Annotated in this window: 12 protein-coding genes; 4 read left to right on the forward strand and 8 right to left on the reverse strand. The window is 54.9% G+C overall.

Annotated elements, in window-relative coordinates; genetic code table 11:
• Positions 1-144: 144 nt before the first annotated feature.
• Entirely contained in the window at positions 145-3,240 is a 3,096-nt protein-coding gene (locus tag G364_RS0114205) for a tyrosine-type recombinase/integrase (protein ID WP_019935813.1), read from the reverse strand.
• Positions 3,225-5,330 (reverse strand): hypothetical protein, encoded by a 2,106-nt coding sequence (locus tag G364_RS0114210; protein ID WP_019935814.1) that lies wholly within the window; start codon positions 5,328-5,330, stop codon positions 3,225-3,227. The genes G364_RS0114205 and G364_RS0114210 overlap by 16 nt, the downstream gene beginning before the upstream one ends.
• A gap of 1,189 nt (positions 5,331-6,519) precedes the next feature.
• Here G364_RS0114210 and G364_RS0114215 point away from each other — a divergent pair.
• The gene (locus G364_RS0114215) at positions 6,520-7,215 is read left to right on the forward strand and encodes a phosphatase PAP2 family protein (RefSeq protein ID WP_019935815.1); all 696 of its coding nucleotides are present in this window, start codon (positions 6,520-6,522) and stop codon (positions 7,213-7,215) included.
• Here the strand turns inward: G364_RS0114215 and G364_RS0114220 are convergent.
• The 3 genes from G364_RS0114220 to rnk all read right to left on the reverse strand — a co-directional run bounded on the left by G364_RS0114220 (position 7,201) and on the right by rnk (position 9,611).
• The gene (locus tag G364_RS0114220) at positions 7,201-8,118 is read right to left on the reverse strand and encodes a LysR family transcriptional regulator (protein ID WP_019935816.1); all 918 of its coding nucleotides are present in this window, start codon (positions 8,116-8,118) and stop codon (positions 7,201-7,203) included. The two genes, G364_RS0114215 and G364_RS0114220, sit on opposite strands and share 15 nt — an antisense overlap.
• Complete coding sequence (locus G364_RS0114225; protein ID WP_019935817.1) at positions 8,118-9,074, reverse strand: AEC family transporter; 957 nt, start codon at positions 9,072-9,074, stop codon at positions 8,118-8,120. Before G364_RS0114225 ends, G364_RS0114220 begins: the two co-directional genes overlap by 1 nt.
• A 129-nt stretch (positions 9,075-9,203) precedes the next feature.
• Positions 9,204-9,611, reverse strand: a complete 408-nt coding sequence (gene rnk / locus G364_RS0114230) for a nucleoside diphosphate kinase regulator (protein ID WP_019935818.1) — start codon at positions 9,609-9,611, stop codon at positions 9,204-9,206.
• 246 nt (positions 9,612-9,857) lie between these two features.
• On the opposite strand from rnk, the gene G364_RS0114235 reads away from it, so the two are divergent.
• Entirely contained in the window at positions 9,858-10,475 is a 618-nt protein-coding gene (locus tag G364_RS0114235; RefSeq protein WP_019935819.1) for an OmpW family outer membrane protein, read from the forward strand.
• Between the two features lie 91 nt (positions 10,476-10,566).
• On the opposite strand, the gene lhgO is transcribed toward G364_RS0114235, so the two are convergent.
• Both lhgO and glaH read right to left on the reverse strand, forming a co-directional pair.
• Positions 10,567-11,778 carry an L-2-hydroxyglutarate oxidase gene (gene lhgO / locus G364_RS0114240; RefSeq protein WP_019935820.1) on the reverse strand — a complete coding sequence of 404 codons (1,212 nt, stop codon included), beginning with the start codon at positions 11,776-11,778 and terminating at the stop codon, positions 10,567-10,569.
• Between the two features lie 104 nt (positions 11,779-11,882).
• On the reverse strand, positions 11,883-12,851 hold the full coding sequence (gene glaH, locus G364_RS0114245) for a glutarate dioxygenase GlaH (RefSeq protein ID WP_019935821.1): 969 nt from the start codon (positions 12,849-12,851) through the stop codon (positions 11,883-11,885).
• A 166-nt stretch (positions 12,852-13,017) separates the two neighbouring features.
• Between glaH and csiR the strand changes: the two genes are divergently transcribed.
• Positions 13,018-13,707: a DNA-binding transcriptional regulator CsiR gene (gene csiR / locus G364_RS0114250; RefSeq protein ID WP_019935822.1), complete on the forward strand. Its 690-nt coding sequence runs from the start codon at positions 13,018-13,020 to the stop codon at positions 13,705-13,707.
• Between the two features lie 215 nt (positions 13,708-13,922).
• Complete coding sequence (gene metF, locus G364_RS0114255; RefSeq protein ID WP_019935823.1) at positions 13,923-14,828, forward strand: methylenetetrahydrofolate reductase; 906 nt, start codon at positions 13,923-13,925, stop codon at positions 14,826-14,828.
• Positions 14,829-14,876: 48 nt separating this feature from the next.
• On the opposite strand, the gene G364_RS0114260 is transcribed toward metF, so the two are convergent.
• Positions 14,877-17,039, reverse strand: coding sequence for a heavy metal translocating P-type ATPase (locus G364_RS0114260; RefSeq protein ID WP_019935824.1), 2,163 nt, complete (start codon positions 17,037-17,039; stop codon positions 14,877-14,879).
• Positions 17,040-17,092 lie beyond the last annotated feature (53 nt).

Consider the following 17,092-nt stretch of genomic DNA (forward strand, 5'->3'; position numbering starts at 1 on the left):
GTCAGAATGTGAACTTAGGCAACTGGCAACAAAGATTTGGGGGATTTTTGAGCTTGTGGAGTAGGGCTGGGCCAAATGCAAGGCTAATCGGCTCAGTAAATGAGCAGTCCAAATAATTGCTTCGGATAACGCACTTTGTGGTGGTCAACTGGCCCGTTCGGCTTCTTCTTGCCAAGCTGCGATTTCCTCAGCGGAAAAGAGAATAATCGCAAGCCGGTGCAGCACTATACGCAGACTGTGGGATGAATATCCTGCTTTGCTGGCCTCTTTGCGGTCGGCTTCCTCCTGATGTCGCAGGATCAGCCAGCCTGAGCCTTGTTCAAAGCGGGCTTTTTGCTTCATGGGATACGGCTGAATGTTCAATGGGCCACAATGCCAGTTTTTAATGATATCTCTGTCGGTGTACCGTAACTGTAACTGCCAGCGCGGCCAGTCAAACAGCTGGGAAGCAATGGTCATGTAGCGGCGAAAGGTCTCCGCATCGTCAAAGCGCACACCCGATCGTGAGCTGTTGCAATGAGTCAGGGTATAGCGGATCAGCCAGTCCAATTTTTCCCGCTCCTGAGGAGACTGATAGAGTTTTCTGCAGCCAGCCAGCGCTTTGGCCACATCACGTTTTTCTGCCACACCCACCGGCTCGGGGGGCAGCAGTTGGTGTCGTCGACTGCGGGGGAACAGCCGTGGAAGTTGCTTTTCGGTGGTCAGTGCTCGTAATGCCAGGGCGCTTTGATGCCACTCTTCTATCTGTTCGGTACTCAGCTGATAAAACCAGGCGATTTCCCGGTGATCATAGCCGGCCTGAATTTTGCTCAGCACCGCCAGCATGGGTTCGTATTGGCGTTGTTTTACTGGTTGTAATGATGCGTTAATGCTGGCGGCGCAAGAGGCTCTGGGCGAGGTAGCGGGTCGAATATAGCGATTCAGTCGCTTGCATAAAAAGCCAGCCGTGTTGGCCGGCGTAATGACTTGTTTTCCCCTGTGACGCAGACGGATACGGTGGGGCCGTAAACCGAGCAGCACTTGTGCCTGATGGCTGGTGAGTTCGCGGCGGTGTTGCTGCAGATACAGCCCCAGCAGCAGATCGGTGAAATGCAGGTAGGTACTGAGGCTGATTTCGGGGCTGCTGTGGCCAGCAAAGGCCGCCAGTGCATGGTACCTGTCTCGCAAACGTCCGTGCCCTGTAATGAGGGTACGGATCTCCTGGCGCTTGGCATCGTCATAGGGAAGCAGTGCATCCACGCAGGTCGGCAGACGCAGTTGATCGGTGTGCAGCAGCAGTTGCAGGCGCGAAAGCGCACTGTGTCGCAGATGGTAGAGGCGGAAGTAGAGACCTCCGCTCAGATCTTTCAATAGGGTGCTCACCGCCAGCGAAAGCGGAGTGATATCCAGTTGCTCAAATTTGTTTTCAGCTGTTTGGTGAAAGAACAGCTCATTGTCACTTTTGCTTTTAATGCGCTGCTCGCTCAGGTAATGACGAACCACATCGGCTTCTTCAGCGGTTAGTAAAGGAAACAGGGGGACTTTGCGTAGTCCGGCTTCGGTTTTATTGTTGCCATACCGGTTGTTCCTGATGAATAACCAGCCGGTTGGGGATGGCTCAATGTCACTCAAACGCAGCTTGGCCAGTTCACCCGGTCTCAGCCCGGTACGGTAGGCCATGATGAGAAAGCAGATATACGTTCGTTGCAGGTGGGGATCGAGATTGCCAAAGCATTGGAACTGTTTCAGCAAGCCACCAAAAAGTGGTTCGTCCACAACTGCTGCACTGACATGAACGACGCTATCGGTGCCTAGTATCAGGGGCTCTGGTAACGGAGGAAAGCCGAGTTGTTGTACGCCAAACACATGCAGATCTTCCAGGCGCCCTGCCTGATACTCTCGTGCCTGCTGTTTACGAGGCCGGTTCAGCAGGCTCAAATACAGATCGTGAAATTCCTCCCCACTGTAGCTGAGCAGATCCTCTTCATCGGTGGCCATTAGCCAGTCGGCCGCAATGGCATCAAAATAACGCTTTGCGCTCGAGACGGCATTGTCACGCTCTGCAAGGTGATTGATCAGCCAGTTAACCAGCGTTGCCTCGGGCAACAGAAGTCTTTCATTACTGATCACCTCCAGTTCTTCAATGACGGCGCGTTTGCTTTTGGGACGGGCTCGGTCTTGCTGAAACACTTCTCGTAATCGGGTCAGCAGGTAAGGCTGCGAGCGTCGCCCAACCGGCTTGCCGACTGGCCGGGGAGTGAGTTTCGGGAAGCGGGTAAAACGATGAAAATCCTGCTCATTACAGGTGAGCAGAGCCGGGCGTAACAACCGCTGCCAGTAGTCGTATGGCAAGCTGGCGCTGGGTTGTCTGCCGGTGGCGTATTCAACCAACACCTGTGGCAGTGATACGCCGTCGAGGTGCTCTGCCACTGTTATCCCGCCGGTGGCGAGCTGAGTGAGCGAGCAGTGAATGCCAAGCTCTTGCTTTAGTAAGAACAGGCACTGCTCCGGAGTAATCGGCGGTTGCCAGTCTCTGGGTTTGTGTTTCAGAAACTGCCTCAATAGTCCCAGGCTGATCGGATCAGGCGCATAAAGCACTTCGCAATGAGGTAACCGCTCGTTGGTGCCTGGATCATCTACATATAAGTTGCTGGGCTGGCCTCGGCCAGGTGCAGGCTCCAGCACCAGCCAGCAAGCTTCATTATTGCCCCTCAGCGGACGAGGCTGGTGTAGTGCCTGAGCCAGTGCAGGCCAGAGTGCCGGTCGGCCGAGGCCACCATAGAGCACCATCGACAGTAACAGCCGTGCAAACAATACATCAGGATCATTTGTATCTTCCTGCAAACGCTCAAGCCAGTGATGTTCGGCTTCAGCAATCAGGTGGGAGCTGTGCTGCCAGCGCAAGGTACGGGAAGGCCGGCGGCGACGTAATGTGATGTAAGGATCCGGTACCTGTACCGACCAAATCCCCTGACGATTACCGATTTCCAGTTGTTTGCAGATAAAGCTGTAGGCGTACCGGTAAGCCCCTTCACTCTTCAGCTCCTGCTGTAACAGTGTATCGATTTGCGGCCAGGCCTTATCAAAGTCAGTATCAATAGGTGGGATTTGCAGCATGCTTGGCAGATGCTTTCTGAAAATGGCCATAGCAGCACGCAGGATCTGCGCATCCCGCTGTTGACGCTTGGCCTGACGATGTTCTCGTCCCAGCATGGTCATCAGTGCCGGCTGGGATGGAGGAAGGATCAGCGGATTGTCCATCCGGGAAGCGCCTTAATCTGATGTTTTTTTAGTACGGATTCAATCACTTCTGCCAGCTCGCGACATTCTCCCATGCTGACGAAACTGTGCCGCCCCATAGCTTCTTCTCCAATCTCCTCGTGACCCATCCAGGAGTCGATGAGCTCTGGGTTAACTTTCTGTTTTGCCAATTCTGATCTCAGGTGGTGACGAGCCCAGTTTTTGGCCCAGGGCAGGCAAGGCGCTGGCAGCTTTGCCAGCAAGGACGGAGTGAAATCTGCAGGCTCCTGACTACCTTGTCTGTCCTCAAATGCAAACAGCAGGTTACCCGTACCATCCAGCGCCTGCTGGCAACGCGCTGCAAGATCCGGAGCCTGAAAGCGGCTATAAATACTTAGCTGGCGCAGATGCTCCAGGTAGAACTCCACCTGCCTGGCGGCGGTAGCAGGGATCACCAGCGTTCTGGCTGACAGACCATGCCTTCTTTCCTTATCCGAGATCCACCAGGTGCGCTGGTAGGGATTGAAATCACTCAGTTTGCCCATCGGGGCGGTCACATCTCGATGACCCGTCGAGAAAGTCAGCAGCGCCCAGACGTAATAGACATAGCGATTATGAAAGGCCCTGATGTCAGCTTCGGGCTCGATGGCGTCTGCCAGCATGATGAAGATATGTTGCAGTATCTCTGATGGCACATATAACCGGCTGCCCAGGTTATTGTTTTTTTGAGCTCGAACCGGGAGACCCGGGCTTTGTTCAGCCATGGCAAAAATGGCATTTACGTACCGGGTGTGATGCTCGAGCGCATCACCTTGAGACAGGTGACTGTATGACAACGCGGGACGGGACTTGTGTGATTCACCGCGAAGCAGGGCAATGATAGCCCTGTCCGCCCCCTGATTCAGTAACCAGTGTTCCAGATATCGCACTATCAGACCTGGCGTCAGCCTGGTTTTGTGTACCTCATTTATCGGTTTCAGCCACTCTCGTATTTCGCTGGGAGTCGGAGCGCTCATGGATGGATAAAATCGTTTAACCCAGTCGTGCAGCTGGATGGGCAGGGGACGGAAAAAGTAATCCGATACTGCCGGCAGTATCGGGTTCAGCTCATTTGGCTGACTGCTTGCCGGAACGTGATGAGTAAGCCGAATAGATGGATGATTATCGACTATCTCCAGCAATTGCTCCTGATTGGCCCGTGCATGAAGCCAGGCGGGATCCCGCCCCGTAACCAGGGCCAGCAGCATCCAGCCGGCCAGCACATCTTGCTCCTTTAGCTGCTTCAGGCAATGCAGCACCAGATGTTGAATGTCCCACTCGCTGGCTTGATTGTAACTGCATGGCAGCGATTGCTGACGGCTGGAGAGCTGCTCTGCCAGACGCTGGCCTTGTATGGCTTTCACAACCAGTGCTTTCTTGCGTCTTAATGGATCTTTAACCCTTAGCGTGTTGCCAGGAGTAATTCGGGCTGGCTCATCGGCCTGCTGACTATCTGGCGTTTCCGGTGTGAGCTGAAGTAGCTGAACATCAAAACCTGATTCATCTGCAGGCTCCAAGGGGACCGTAGTGATGATTTCTGGTCGCTCGAAGGTCAGGTTTACCCTGCGCTTGCGAACAATGCCCTCGATCTGATGCGCTGCATTACGGATGACGACGGACAGATAGCCTCGCTCCTTATCCAGCTTATAGTTCGGATATTTCAGCTTAAGTACTTCCAGCTCTTCGCCGAGATCGATTAGAGAGTCGGTGCTGGTCGTTCTTGGCAGAAACTGCAGTAACGGCGCATGCTTGGCGCTGGTAGCGATTTGTCGGACTTCCCGCAAGGCGGACTCAATACCTGAATCTTGGTGTCCCAGAATATGCACCTGACAGCAGCACAGCAGGATCACCCCAAGCCATTCTTCAAACTTTTCGACATCCTCTACTGTGTGCAAGGGGGCGCATAGCGCCGCTGCATAGGGTGCTTCCGTCAGCAGTTTCTGATTTTTTATCCAGTCAAAAGTCTGCTGATAAGTGCCGGTGTCAGGCATGGGCCATTGAGCCAGTGCCTGTAAGCGCTGTTCCATATGGTCGGAAAACAGCGGCAGGTGCTGCTGAAACTGAATCAGCATGGGAGAGCACACTTGCGCAAAGCGCAGAAAGACGATTTTCCGGTGAGCTGTTGGTAGTGACGGTGGGGCAATGATTTTACTGAGATATCCCCGCCGGGCGGCGAATGGGCTCAGCTCAGTCATCTGGCGGACTCCACAGCTTGCTGAGTTCTGTAATCACATCGGATGTTGAGCTGGGGATGCTGGCTCTGTTTTTTTGTTCCCGACGTCGCCGCTGCTTGCGCTGAGTCATCAGTGTATTGTGAGCTCTGCCTGTCCATGCTGAGAGCATGCGGTCTGTGAGCTTGTCTGCGCCCAATAACTCTTGATGCAAATCCGCGGACATATGAGCAGCCAGCGTATCTCTGATCTCTGACAGGCGATCCGGATCTACTGACTGTATTAAAGAAGATATCACCGAACGCCAGGCTGCTTTTTCTATCTCCGAGGTAGTTATGTGATGCTCAAGGTAGGAAATCAATTGAGTGCCGTTGGGGGGCCTGTGTGATGGCCAAATAAGCACTGGCCATAGTGGGGCGAACAGCTGAAACGTGCGCGGCGACTTCTTCTTTTTCGAAGTGTCATCCTCTTCCTCTCCCAGTATTACTGCATGGAGAGTTTCCCGGCTGAGTTCCGAGATCAAGGGCTCTGGCAAGACAGATGCGTTAACCCAGCGGGGGTAAATGGTGCACCATTCATATGCTGCCCGGGCGGCAGGATGAAGCTCTACACGGTCTGATGAACGCACTTTTACTATCGCCGGCACGGTATTCCCCACTCATTTGGTCATGATTTATACTGTGCGCGGCGGACTCATGTAGATCAAATCTTGCATCTAAATTTGTGTGGTTTTTGTGACCGTGACCACGAGGTAGATCTTGATTGATGCAAAATCCGCGAAACTGGACATCGATGTCAAATCTTTTTATAACAAAGACTTACGCTTTATGTAGAATGGTGTATATTAAGATTATCTGACTGGCACGGCCTGTCACGCCGGGGGTCGCGGGTTCGAGTCCCGTCCGCTCCGCCATCATACAAAAGCCCTAACCTTACGGTCGGGGCTTTTTTCATTTCCGGCTGCGCCGGACTTGCTGGATGAGGTCGGTGCTGCGCACCTCAGCCTTCAAACACGGTTGCGGGTACCTTTCAGGGCTGCCCTGCTTGCGTAAAATTCCGTACAATGCTCGCCTTGTTTCAAGGGGGACTCATGTCTATCAATTACAACAAACTGGTGTTCTGGAACCTGGCGGCGTTTGCCGTGCTGGGCAGCTGGTTCTGGCTGCCGAACCACGGTTTCTGGTTCGGGCTCGACAAGGCGGTGTTTTATTTCTTTAACCACAAGCTGGGAGAGAGCCAGACATGGGTTAACCTGATCGCGGCACTCAACAACCGGGCCTTTGATGGCGTGGCGCTGCTTGCCATGGGCGCTGTGTATTACAGCTTCTATCGTAAGGGAGACTCGGAACAGCGCCGGCGGCTGGTGATCATCGGCGTATGCATGCTGCTGACCGCAGTCGGGCTAAACCAGCTGGGACGCGCCATTCCGGTGGAGCGCCCCAGCCCGACCCTGACCTTTGACAACGTGCTCAGGCTGACCGAGCTGGCACCGTTCAAGACCAAGGATTCCTCCGGTGACAGCTTTCCCGGTGATCACGGTCTGATGCTGATGATCTTTACCGCTTTCGCCTGGCGTTTTCTGTCCTGGAAAGCCGGCCTCTGGGGTTGTTTATTTGTGGTGGTGTTCTCTGCGCCTCGTGTGATGGGCGGGGCGCACTGGTTTACCGATATTTATGTGGGTGCCTTTGCCGTGGCGGCCTTTGGGCTGGCCTGGTTGTTGCAGACCGGACTGATGGACGCTCTGGTAAGGAGAATACAGGCAGTCCTGCCGTCACGAGGCCGCTGACGTTTCCTTTCTTTCCAGCAGGGCCGGCAGCTGGCGAATGAGCCAGCTCTTGGCCTTGCCCATGGCATCTCTGCGCCAGGCCAGTACCACATTGGCACTTTGTGGTGCTATGCCTGCCACCGCTTTCAGCTCTCCTTGCTCCAACATATCTTCAAGCCAGCTCAGAGGCAGGGTCGAGATCCCCAGCCCGGCCCTGAGCGCACTTATCTTGTCTTGCATGGTGCTGACGGTCAGGCGCGACTGCTTGCTGAATAAATGATAAGTGAGTGCAGGCTTATTGCGTGCCGTGTCAGCCACGGCAATAGCGCGATATTTCTGCAGCGTTTCGTCACTAAGCGGGGCCCTTTCCTGATGAATGGGATGAGCAGGGTGAGCAACGTAAATAAAGCTTTCCTGATAGAGCTGCTGCGTTTTAATGCTGCTATGTACCGGCAGATCATGTTGTAGCGCAGCAATCGCCAGATCAGCCCTGCCAGTTTCCAGTGCTTCCCAGCTGCCAGCCAGAATCTCATGAGACAAGCGGATATCGGTATCAGTCTGTTGCAGCAGGGCTTCGAGCGCCGGAAACAGGTGATGACAGGGCAGAATGCCGTCAACTGCTACGGTCAGACTGGTTTCCCAGCCCCGCTCCAGGGCCTGAGCACTTTCTACCAGCTGACTGGATGCCTGTAACAGATGGCGTCCCTGTTCCAGTAACAAACGTCCTACTGGCGTAAAGCGGGTTTTGTGGCCTGAACGATCAAACAGGGTTAAATCCAGCTCGTCTTCCAGTTTCTGAATGGTATAGCTGAGTGCAGAGGGTACCTTGCCCAGCTCATCGGCAGCAGCGGCAAAGCTGCCTCTGCGTTCAATGGCGTCAAGCACTCTCAGTGCATCCAGGGTCAGGGCTTTTTCCCGTTGCATCAAAATTCTCCCAGGGTGCTGAGCAGAGTTGCACCCAGACTGGTGGTCAGCAGAGATCCCAGAGTGGTGACTGCAATAATGTTGGCTGCCAGCACGGCGTTGCCACCCATGGCCCGGACCATAACGTAACTGGCGGCGGCGGTAGGTGACGCGTTGATCAAAAACAGCATTACCAGCTCGGCATCTCTGAATCCTATTGCCCAGCCTCCCAGGGTAATAAATCCCGGCACCAGTATCAGCCGCAGCAATGTAATCACAGGCAACAGGCCGGTGTCTTCTCTGCCGGATTTCAGACTGAGGCTGGCTCCGGTACATAGCAGTGCAAGCGGTAGTGTCATTTGAGCCAGTGATGCGCCGGTTTTCATGAAGATATCTGGCAGTTGCCAGCTGCTAAGAGCAAAGGGCAGGGCGGCAACAATACCAATAATCAACGGATTTTTAACAATGCCAAGCATAATGGCGGCGGGGCGTACTGCGTCACCGGTATTCAGACTGCGGCTCAGGGTTATCACCGCCAGAATATTAAACAGTATGGTCAGACAGGCCACATAAAACGCCATGGCGGCAACGCCCTGGCTGCCATAGGCATTGTTGACATAAGCCAGCCCCACTATGCCCATATTGGCACGAAAAGCTCCTTGTACCAGAATGCCACGCAATGATCTTTTGGGTGTCAGGCGGGTGGCCAGCAACTCCAGTAGCAGGAATATCAGTAAGGTAGCGGCAAAACCATATACAATCAGTCCCGGGCTGGCCATCTTACTGATGTCGGCACTGACAATACTGGTGAACAGCAGCACCGGCAGTGTGATGTTAAAAACCAGCTTGCTGGCCCCATCGATAAAGCCTTCATTCATCATCTGCGTGCGACGCAGAAAGAAGCCAAGCAGTAATAACAGGCAGATAGGACCGGTAATTGACAGGGAAAACAGCAGGCTGTTGGCCAAAGCATTCATATTGTAATGAGTATGACGGAAAAATCAGGGATCAAGCATGCAGTGACCGGGCCCTGTACGCAATATCAATGCCAGAGAAGCGTGAAGTCAGCAAACGAAAAAAGGCGCATGAAAGCGCCTTTTTTCGTTTTATGACTGATAATCTCCGGCCCGCTCGGGCTGATACTCCACATCGGTAATGGTAACTGTCAGCGGCCTGCCGTTGGGACCGGGCCATTCAATGCATTGGCCCACAGACAAACCAAGCAGAGCGGTACCAATGGGTGCCAGCACTGAGATTTTGTCTTTGCTGCCATCCATGTCGCGCGGAAAGCAGAGAGTCTTGGTAAAGGTTTCATCACTTCCTGCCATACTGAAACGGATCACCGAGTTCATGGTGACAATATTATCCGGCATCTCCTGAGGGGTGACGATAGTCGCCCGTTCCAGCTCGTTTTCCAGCCGGCGCACTGCATCCGAGTCGGGTTGTTTGTCGAGCAGCGCCTCAAGTCGGGCAAGATCGAGAGTAGAAATTGTTACAGGCGGCAATTGAGCCATATTAACCTCCAACCAAAAAAATCAGGCAACGCCCAAAAAGCGCTGCCTGTATTCAATGACTAAAGATATACCCTAAGAATTCAGATTTGACCAGTAGCGCTCATGGCTATTTTTTCTGTAAGGAAAAGTTCCGTGGCTTGAGGCGAAAACCGCCCTTAGTTTGCGTTAAATCAAAAAAGTTCCGTAGCAGTTCGGGCAAACTGCTCTCAGTCGAAAACATCTTGATAAACATATTAAGGACAGAATATGAAAAAAGTTGCTCTTCTGGTCGCTGCCGCCCTGATGGCCCCTTCCGCTGCCTTTGCTCACCAGGCCGGTGATATTCTGGTTCGTGGCGGTGCTGTGACTGTGTCTCCTAACAGTAGCGGTGACAATGTACTGGGTACAGGTAACCTTGACCCTAATACTAATACTCAGCTCGGTCTGACCTTTTCTTATATGGTTACCGATAACTGGGGTGTGGAACTGTTGGCCGCAACTCCGTTTTCTCACTCTGTCAGTACTCAGGGACTTGGCGAAGTAGCAAAGATCAAGCACCTGCCACCCAGCCTGATGGCTCAGTATTACTTTGGTAATGCCCAGAGCAAGGTGCGTCCTTATGTAGGTCTGGGTGTGAACTATACCGTTTTCTTTGATGAAGAAGCGAGAGGCGCACTGGCAGCTGCTGGCTCTCCTGTTGATCTGGACGATTCCTGGGGTGTAGCTGCACAAGCCGGTCTGGATATGAAGGTGACGGATAACCTGTTTGTTAACGGCTCTGTCTGGTATATGGATATTGATACCGATGTAAAAACCGACCTTGGAACCTTTAAAACCGAAATTGATCCCATTGGTCTGATGGTGGGTCTGGGTTATCGTTTCTGATTGATTTGCAATACGGGTTGAGAGGGACTAAACCTCGGCAGTGTTTTTTGGGCAGACCATGGGTCTGCCCTTTTTTATTACCGGAATATCATCAAACAGCTGCAACCGGCAGTTCTACCTGCGCTTTTATTTTATCAACAATATAGCCGCCAATAGGAATGGCAGAAGTGGCTGCCGGCGACGGTGCATTACATACATTCAGGGTGCGTCTGGTATTTACAAACAAAAAGTCGTCTACCAGGTTGCCGTCTTTGGATACAGCCTGAGCGCGAATACCTGCCGGATAGGGGGTAAGGTCACTCAGTGCCAGGCTGGGGCAGTATTTGCGTACCAGTTCCAGATAGCCGGCCTTGTTGATGGAATTTTTCATCTCGGTCAGGCCGGGTTTCAGGTTTTTCATCAGTACTTTAAGAATGCCCGGATAAGTGAGCATCTCAAGAGTATCGCTAAGGGAAATATCCCGTTTGTTATAACCTTCGCGTTTGAACGCCAGCACCGCATTGGGGCCCACGGTAACGGTGCCGTCGATCATGCGGGTCAGGTGCACGCCCAGGAAGGGCATGTTCGGATCCGGAATCGGATAGATCAGGTGGTTTACAATCTGATTATGCTCAGGCTTGAGCAAATAATACTCACCACGGAAGGGACAAATCTTGAATTCGGGCTGCAGGCCCAGCATGCGCACTACTCTGTCGGCCATCAGGCCGGAGCAGGACACTAGGAATTTACCCTGAAAATCACCCTGGCTGGTTTGCACCACCACCTGCTCGGCTTCTTCCTTCAGGCCGGTTACTTCTGTGCTGTAACGAATTTCGCCACCCAGCCGCTCAAACTCCTTGCCCATGGCCGCGGTCACTTTCTTGTAATCCACAATGCCGCTGGACGGCACAAAAATGCCGCCCACGCCGGTAATGTTGGGTTCGCGCTCCTTGAGCTCGTCGGCATTCAGCCAGTAGCGCTCCAGACCATTGGCTTCGCTTCTGTCCCACAGCGCCTTCATGCGCTCCATTTCCAGCTCGTTGGTGGCTACCAGCAACTTGCCGCACTCATCAAAGGGAATGTCATGCTCACGGCAGAACGCCTTGGTAGCGCGGTTACCCTCAAGGCAGAATTTTGCCTTCAGGCTGCCTGGTGTGTAGTAAACACCGGCATGGATAACACCGCTGTTATGACCGGTCTGGTGCCGGGCCGGGCCACTTTCCTTTTCTACCAGCAACATTTTGCTGTCGGGGTAGGTTTTTTTCAGCTGCCAGGCGGTAGACATGCCGACGATACCGCCACCGATAATAATAAAATCAAACACTGTGCTGCTCACTCTTTGTTAGAGAAGACAACGCCGGGGCGGCCCCGGCGGTCTTAAATCATTGTTTTTAATATCAGGGTGCCGTCGGCACTCTGTCAATGGCTTTAGCCCTGGCGTGGATTTTTCAGGGTTTTGGCGTGAGTAAAGTAACCCCGCTGACGCATCAGCTCACGGCGCAGGCCGTCGTGGGCAGTAAACTTGTCACGGCCGTGCAGCCAGAAATGGTTGTTGATCAGCAAAAATGAACCGGTAGGCACGCGCACCGACAGCCGGTGAGCACTGGTTTCCAGCGCTTCAGACAGCTCGGCCAGCCAGACGCCTTCTTCATAGTTCTTGGGCTGCACAAACTGGTCAATGTAAGACATGATGGGCTTGCCACTACGATCGGTATCGAACACGGCGTGGAACACATCCTTGGTGGTGTTCTTGCTGGGTGGTGCTGCCCAGCGCATCACGCGGCGAGCCATAGGATCGGCATAGAAGCGGTCCAGGTGCTCCCAGTCGTCCAGGTGCAGCAGCAAAGAGTTACCGCCTTCCATATTCTGCTCATCAATTTTCAGCATCAGCACATAGTCGGTGTCCTGCTCCACAAAGGTACCGTCGTTGTGCAGCTCCATCACTCTGTGCGCCTGACGCAGGTAGCTGTCGGAGGCATCCTTGTTCTGTACCACAAAGCGGGCGTAGTACTGACCGCTCATGGCATCGAAATTGGAGCGGCCGAACAGATGGGCAACCGCAGTGGTGAATTTGACCATGTCTTCGGCCTGCTCAACCTTGTCCAGACCTTCCGGGGTGATCAGCAGGCCACCTGTGTTGCGGTCCACCAAGGTATTTACCAGCAGCGGCTGCAGTGCCTGACCACACAAATCGTTCAGGATCTGGGCAACCCGAAAGCGCAGAAAAGACTTGTATTCCAGCGCTTGCACCGGCCATTCGGCAGTGGCCTTCAGGTAGGCGTTCACGGTGTGCTCGTCAAAGCGCAGCTCCAGCAGGCGCTCAGACTGGGCAGAGGGTGCCAGGCTAAAACCCTGGTACTGGTGATTAACAAAATCGGCGGTAGCAATGTTAGACATCTTGGGGGCTTCCTTGTAATGACACTGTGTTGATGAATGCGATTAATGTCGCTTTATATATAAAATGTCGACATTTTTGATTTGTGTCAATTATTAGTGGTGATTTTATGATCTCCGTTACAATTTCGTTATAATGCGCACCATTCATTCACAGTGAGACATCATCATGAGCAACCCCGAGGCTCCGCGGGAGAACCTGGCCCGCACCGCCTACCAGCAACTGAAACAGGACATTATTGAGAGCCACTTCGGCCCCGGCGAAAAGCTGCTGATGAGCGGCCTTAAAACCCGTTATGGCCTGGGAGTGAGCCCGCTCAGGGAGGCACTGTCGCAGCTGGTATCGGAGCGGCTGGTCACGGCAGAGAGCCAGCGTGGTTTTCGTGTCAGCTCCATGTCGGTGGCCGAGCTGCAGGATATTTATGACGCCCGCGCTCAGCTGGAAGGCCTGATCGTGGAGCTGGCCATGACCCGGGGCGACGATCTTTGGGAAGCTGGGGTGGTGGCGGCACATCATGCCCTGGCCAAGGTGACTCAGCTTAATTCGGTGGAAGATCAGCTCGATCAGTGGGATGGCCGGCATCAGGCTTTTCATGAGGCGGTGGCTGCCGGCTGCAATTCGCCCCAGCTGCTGGTGGTACGCCGCACCCTGATGGATCAGGCTGCCCGCTACCGGTATTTATGGCTGAAACGCACCGTGTTCAGTGAACAGGCACTGGCCGATAAGCAGCAAGAGCATCAGGCGTTGCTGCAGGCCATATTGGCGCGCCAGCCAAAAGCGGCGGCCATGATGCGGGAGCATCTGCAAAGTCCGGTGCCCATCATTACACAAGTGCTGGCTGAGCAGGGTATCAGCTGAATCAGCCCGGCTGTGTTTGCGTGTATTTACTGGTTTTTTACAAGAAGATCTTGCTAACTCAAGTCAAGACGTGTAAATATTCAGACATTCAGATGTCTAAACGTCTTAATGTGCCACTACGGCTCATAAGTCAGCCGCTGGTTTACAGCAGGTGCGGTGATATCAAGGCATAATGGACTCACTTGAAGTAAGCAGTAAGTAATCAGGAGCAAATCATGGGTTTTCACAGTGCGCGTCATGTTGAAGCGCTGAATCAGTCGCTGTCCGAGCTGAATGGCGATATTAATGTGTCATTTGAGTTCTTTCCGCCCAACAGCGAACAGATGGAACAGACCCTGTGGAACTCCATTGAGCGACTGAAAACGCTGGAACCCAAGTTTGTATCCGTGACTTACGGTGCCAACTCCGGCACCCGGGACCGTACCCACAAGGTCATTAAAGACATTCAGGAAAAAACCGGCCTGATTGCCGCTCCGCACCTCACCTGTATTGATGCCAGCCGCGACGAGCTGCGGGGCATTGCCCGGGACTACTGGAACAGCGGCATTCGCCAGATAGTAGCCCTGCGCGGTGATCTGCCCGAAGGCATGGAAAAACCCGATATGTATGCCGCCGATCTGGTCAGCCTGCTAAAGGAAGAAGCCGACTTTGATATTTCGGTAGCCGCCTATCCGGAAGTGCATCCGGAAGCCAAAAGTGCCCAGGCCGATCTGCTCAGCCTGAAGCAGAAAATTGATGCCGGGGCCAACCGGGCCATTACCCAGTTCTTTTTTGACGTGGAGTCTTATCTGCGGTTTCGGGATCGCTGTGCCACCGTTGGCATAGACGCAGAAATTGTGCCGGGCATTCTGCCGGTATCCAACTACAAAACCCTGCTCAAGTTTGCCGGTTTCTCCAATGTGCGTATTCCGCGCTGGATGCACCAGCGCTTTGAAGGCCTGGATGATGATCAGAATACCCGTAATCTGGTGGGTGCCAGCATCGCCATGGATCAGGTCCGTGTGCTGAGCCGGGAAGGGGTGAAAGACTTCCATTTCTATACGCTTAACCGCTCCGAACTGACCTATGCCATCTGTCACAGCCTGGGTGTGCGGCCGCCGGTGGCCACCGCTGCCGAGTAAGCGCCTTGTCAGTAAAAGCCCCCGGCAACGCGGTTGCCGGGGGCTTTTTTATGGCCGAAAGCGCAGCAGCCGCAGGGCGTTGAGGGTGACTAACGCAGTGGCACCCGTGTCGGCCAGCACCGCCAGCCAGAGGCCGGTGACGCCGGTAATGCTGGTGATCAGAAACACCGCCTTGAGCCCCAGCGCCAGGGTGATGTTCTGGCGAATATTGGCACTGGCGGCCCGGGACAGCCGCACCGCGTCGGGCAGCGCCGTGAGCCGGTTGTGGGTGAGGGCAGCATCGGCGCTGTCCAGCGCGACATCCGTGCCCTGACCCATGGCAATGCCGATGCTGGCCTGCTTCAGGGCCGGGGCATCGTTAATGCCGTCGCCCACCATGCCGAGGCAATGCTGCTCACTGAGCCGGGCCACCTGCTCCAGCTTGTGCTCGGGTTTAAGGCCGGCACGGTAGTCCATGCCAAGCTCAGCGGCAATGTGCCGTGCGGTTTGCTCATGATCACCGGTCAGCATCAGACTTTTTACTTTCAGCTTGTGCAGGGCGGTCATGGCGGCTTTGGCATCCTGGCGCAGGGTGTCTTGCAGCGCAAGCAGGGCGGCAATCTGCTGATTAACCACCAGCACCACCAGGGTGCAGGCGGCGGCCCGCAATCGCTCCATATCGGCGATTTGCTGAGGGCTGAAGTCGGCTTCGGGTAAATAAGACGGCGCACAGAGCAGCACCGGCTGGTCTTGCCAGCGGCTTTGAATGCCGGCCCCGGGCAGAGTGTGTTTTTCACCGGTTTCCAGTGCTGCAATCTGCTCCTGAGCGGCAGCATTGACCAGGGCTCTGGCAAGAGGGTGGTGAGAGCCGCTTTCCAGCCCGGCGGCCAGCGCCAGCACCTGCTCCCGCCCAAAACCGGCATACAGGCACAGCTCCCGCAGCACCGGCTGCCCCTGCGTCAGCGTGCCGGTTTTATCAAAGGCCAGCATATTCACCTTGCCCAGTTGTTCCAGCGCGGCACCGCCCTTGATTAACACACCCATGCGGCTGGCCGCTGCCAGTGCCGAGGTAACTGCCGCCGGGGTGGAAATTACCAGGGCGCAGGGACAACCAATCAGCAGCAGCACCAGACCGCGATAAATCCAGGTTTCCCAGTTACCGGCAAACAGCAAAGGCGGCAGCACCGCCACCAGAGCGGCGGTGGCGATCATGGCGGGGGTGTACCAGCGGCTGAAACGGTCAATAAAGCGGGCGATGGGTGCACGGTTGGCGTCGGCGTGCTCCATCAGATGCAGAATGCGGTCCAGGGTGCTGTGGCCGGGTTGTGAGGTTACCGTTAAGCGCACCGACTTATCCACCACCAGGCTGCCGGCGGCCAGCTGAGCGCCGCGCTCATGCTCCACCGGCACAGACTCGCCGGTAATGGCGCTTTCATCAAAGGCAGCCTGCGCATTCAGCAATATGCCATCGGCGGGCAGGCGACCGCCGGGGTGCACTTCTATTTCATGGCCGGGTTTAAGCTCGCTGACAGCCACTTCCCTGATGCCCTCGGGAGTGATCAGCCGGGCTTGCTCCGGCACCAGTGCCATCAGGGTTTTTACGCCCTGGCGGGCCTTGCCGGCGGCCAGGTTTTCCAGCTGCTCGCCAATGCCGAACAACAGCAGCACCATGGCCGCTTCGGCGGTTTCTCCCAGAAACAGGGCCCCGCTGGCGGCCACCGCCATCAGCATTTCAATGGAAAACGGCGATCCGCTGCGGGCCAGCCGCCAGGCCTGACGCACTATGGGCACCAGCCCCCAGAGTGTGGCCAGGGTAAACAGCCAGGGCGTGGCCGCCGGCCACAGCAGCCGGGCCACACCGGCCAGCAGCATCAGCAGCAGCAGGGTTAACAGGAAGAAATAACGCCGCCAGAAAGGCACGTCTGGGGCCGAGGGAGCCTGATCATTAAAGGGAGTAAAACCGGCGGCGTGAATGGCTCTGATTACCTGTTCCCGGCTGCCTTCAGCAGTCAGTCGCACCCGCAGCCGCTCGGTGGCAAAGGCGACCTCGGCGCTGTGCACACCGGGCAGGCGCTTAACGGCGGTTTCTATTTTGCCGGCACAACTGGGGCAGTCCATGCCGTGAATGCGCCAGCGATGCTCGGTGGTATCGGCGATGGGGGCGGCAGCACCGCCGTCATGGCCGACGGCGGTGGATTGATGACAGCTGTTTTGATCACAGCAGTGACGCATGACTGACTCTCCTGATAACACACTGTTGTCAGTGTAAACCCTGGAGTCAGGTC

Source organism: Oceanimonas smirnovii ATCC BAA-899 (assembly GCF_000381965.1).
Classification (GTDB): Bacteria; Pseudomonadota; Gammaproteobacteria; order Enterobacterales; family Aeromonadaceae; genus Oceanimonas; species Oceanimonas smirnovii.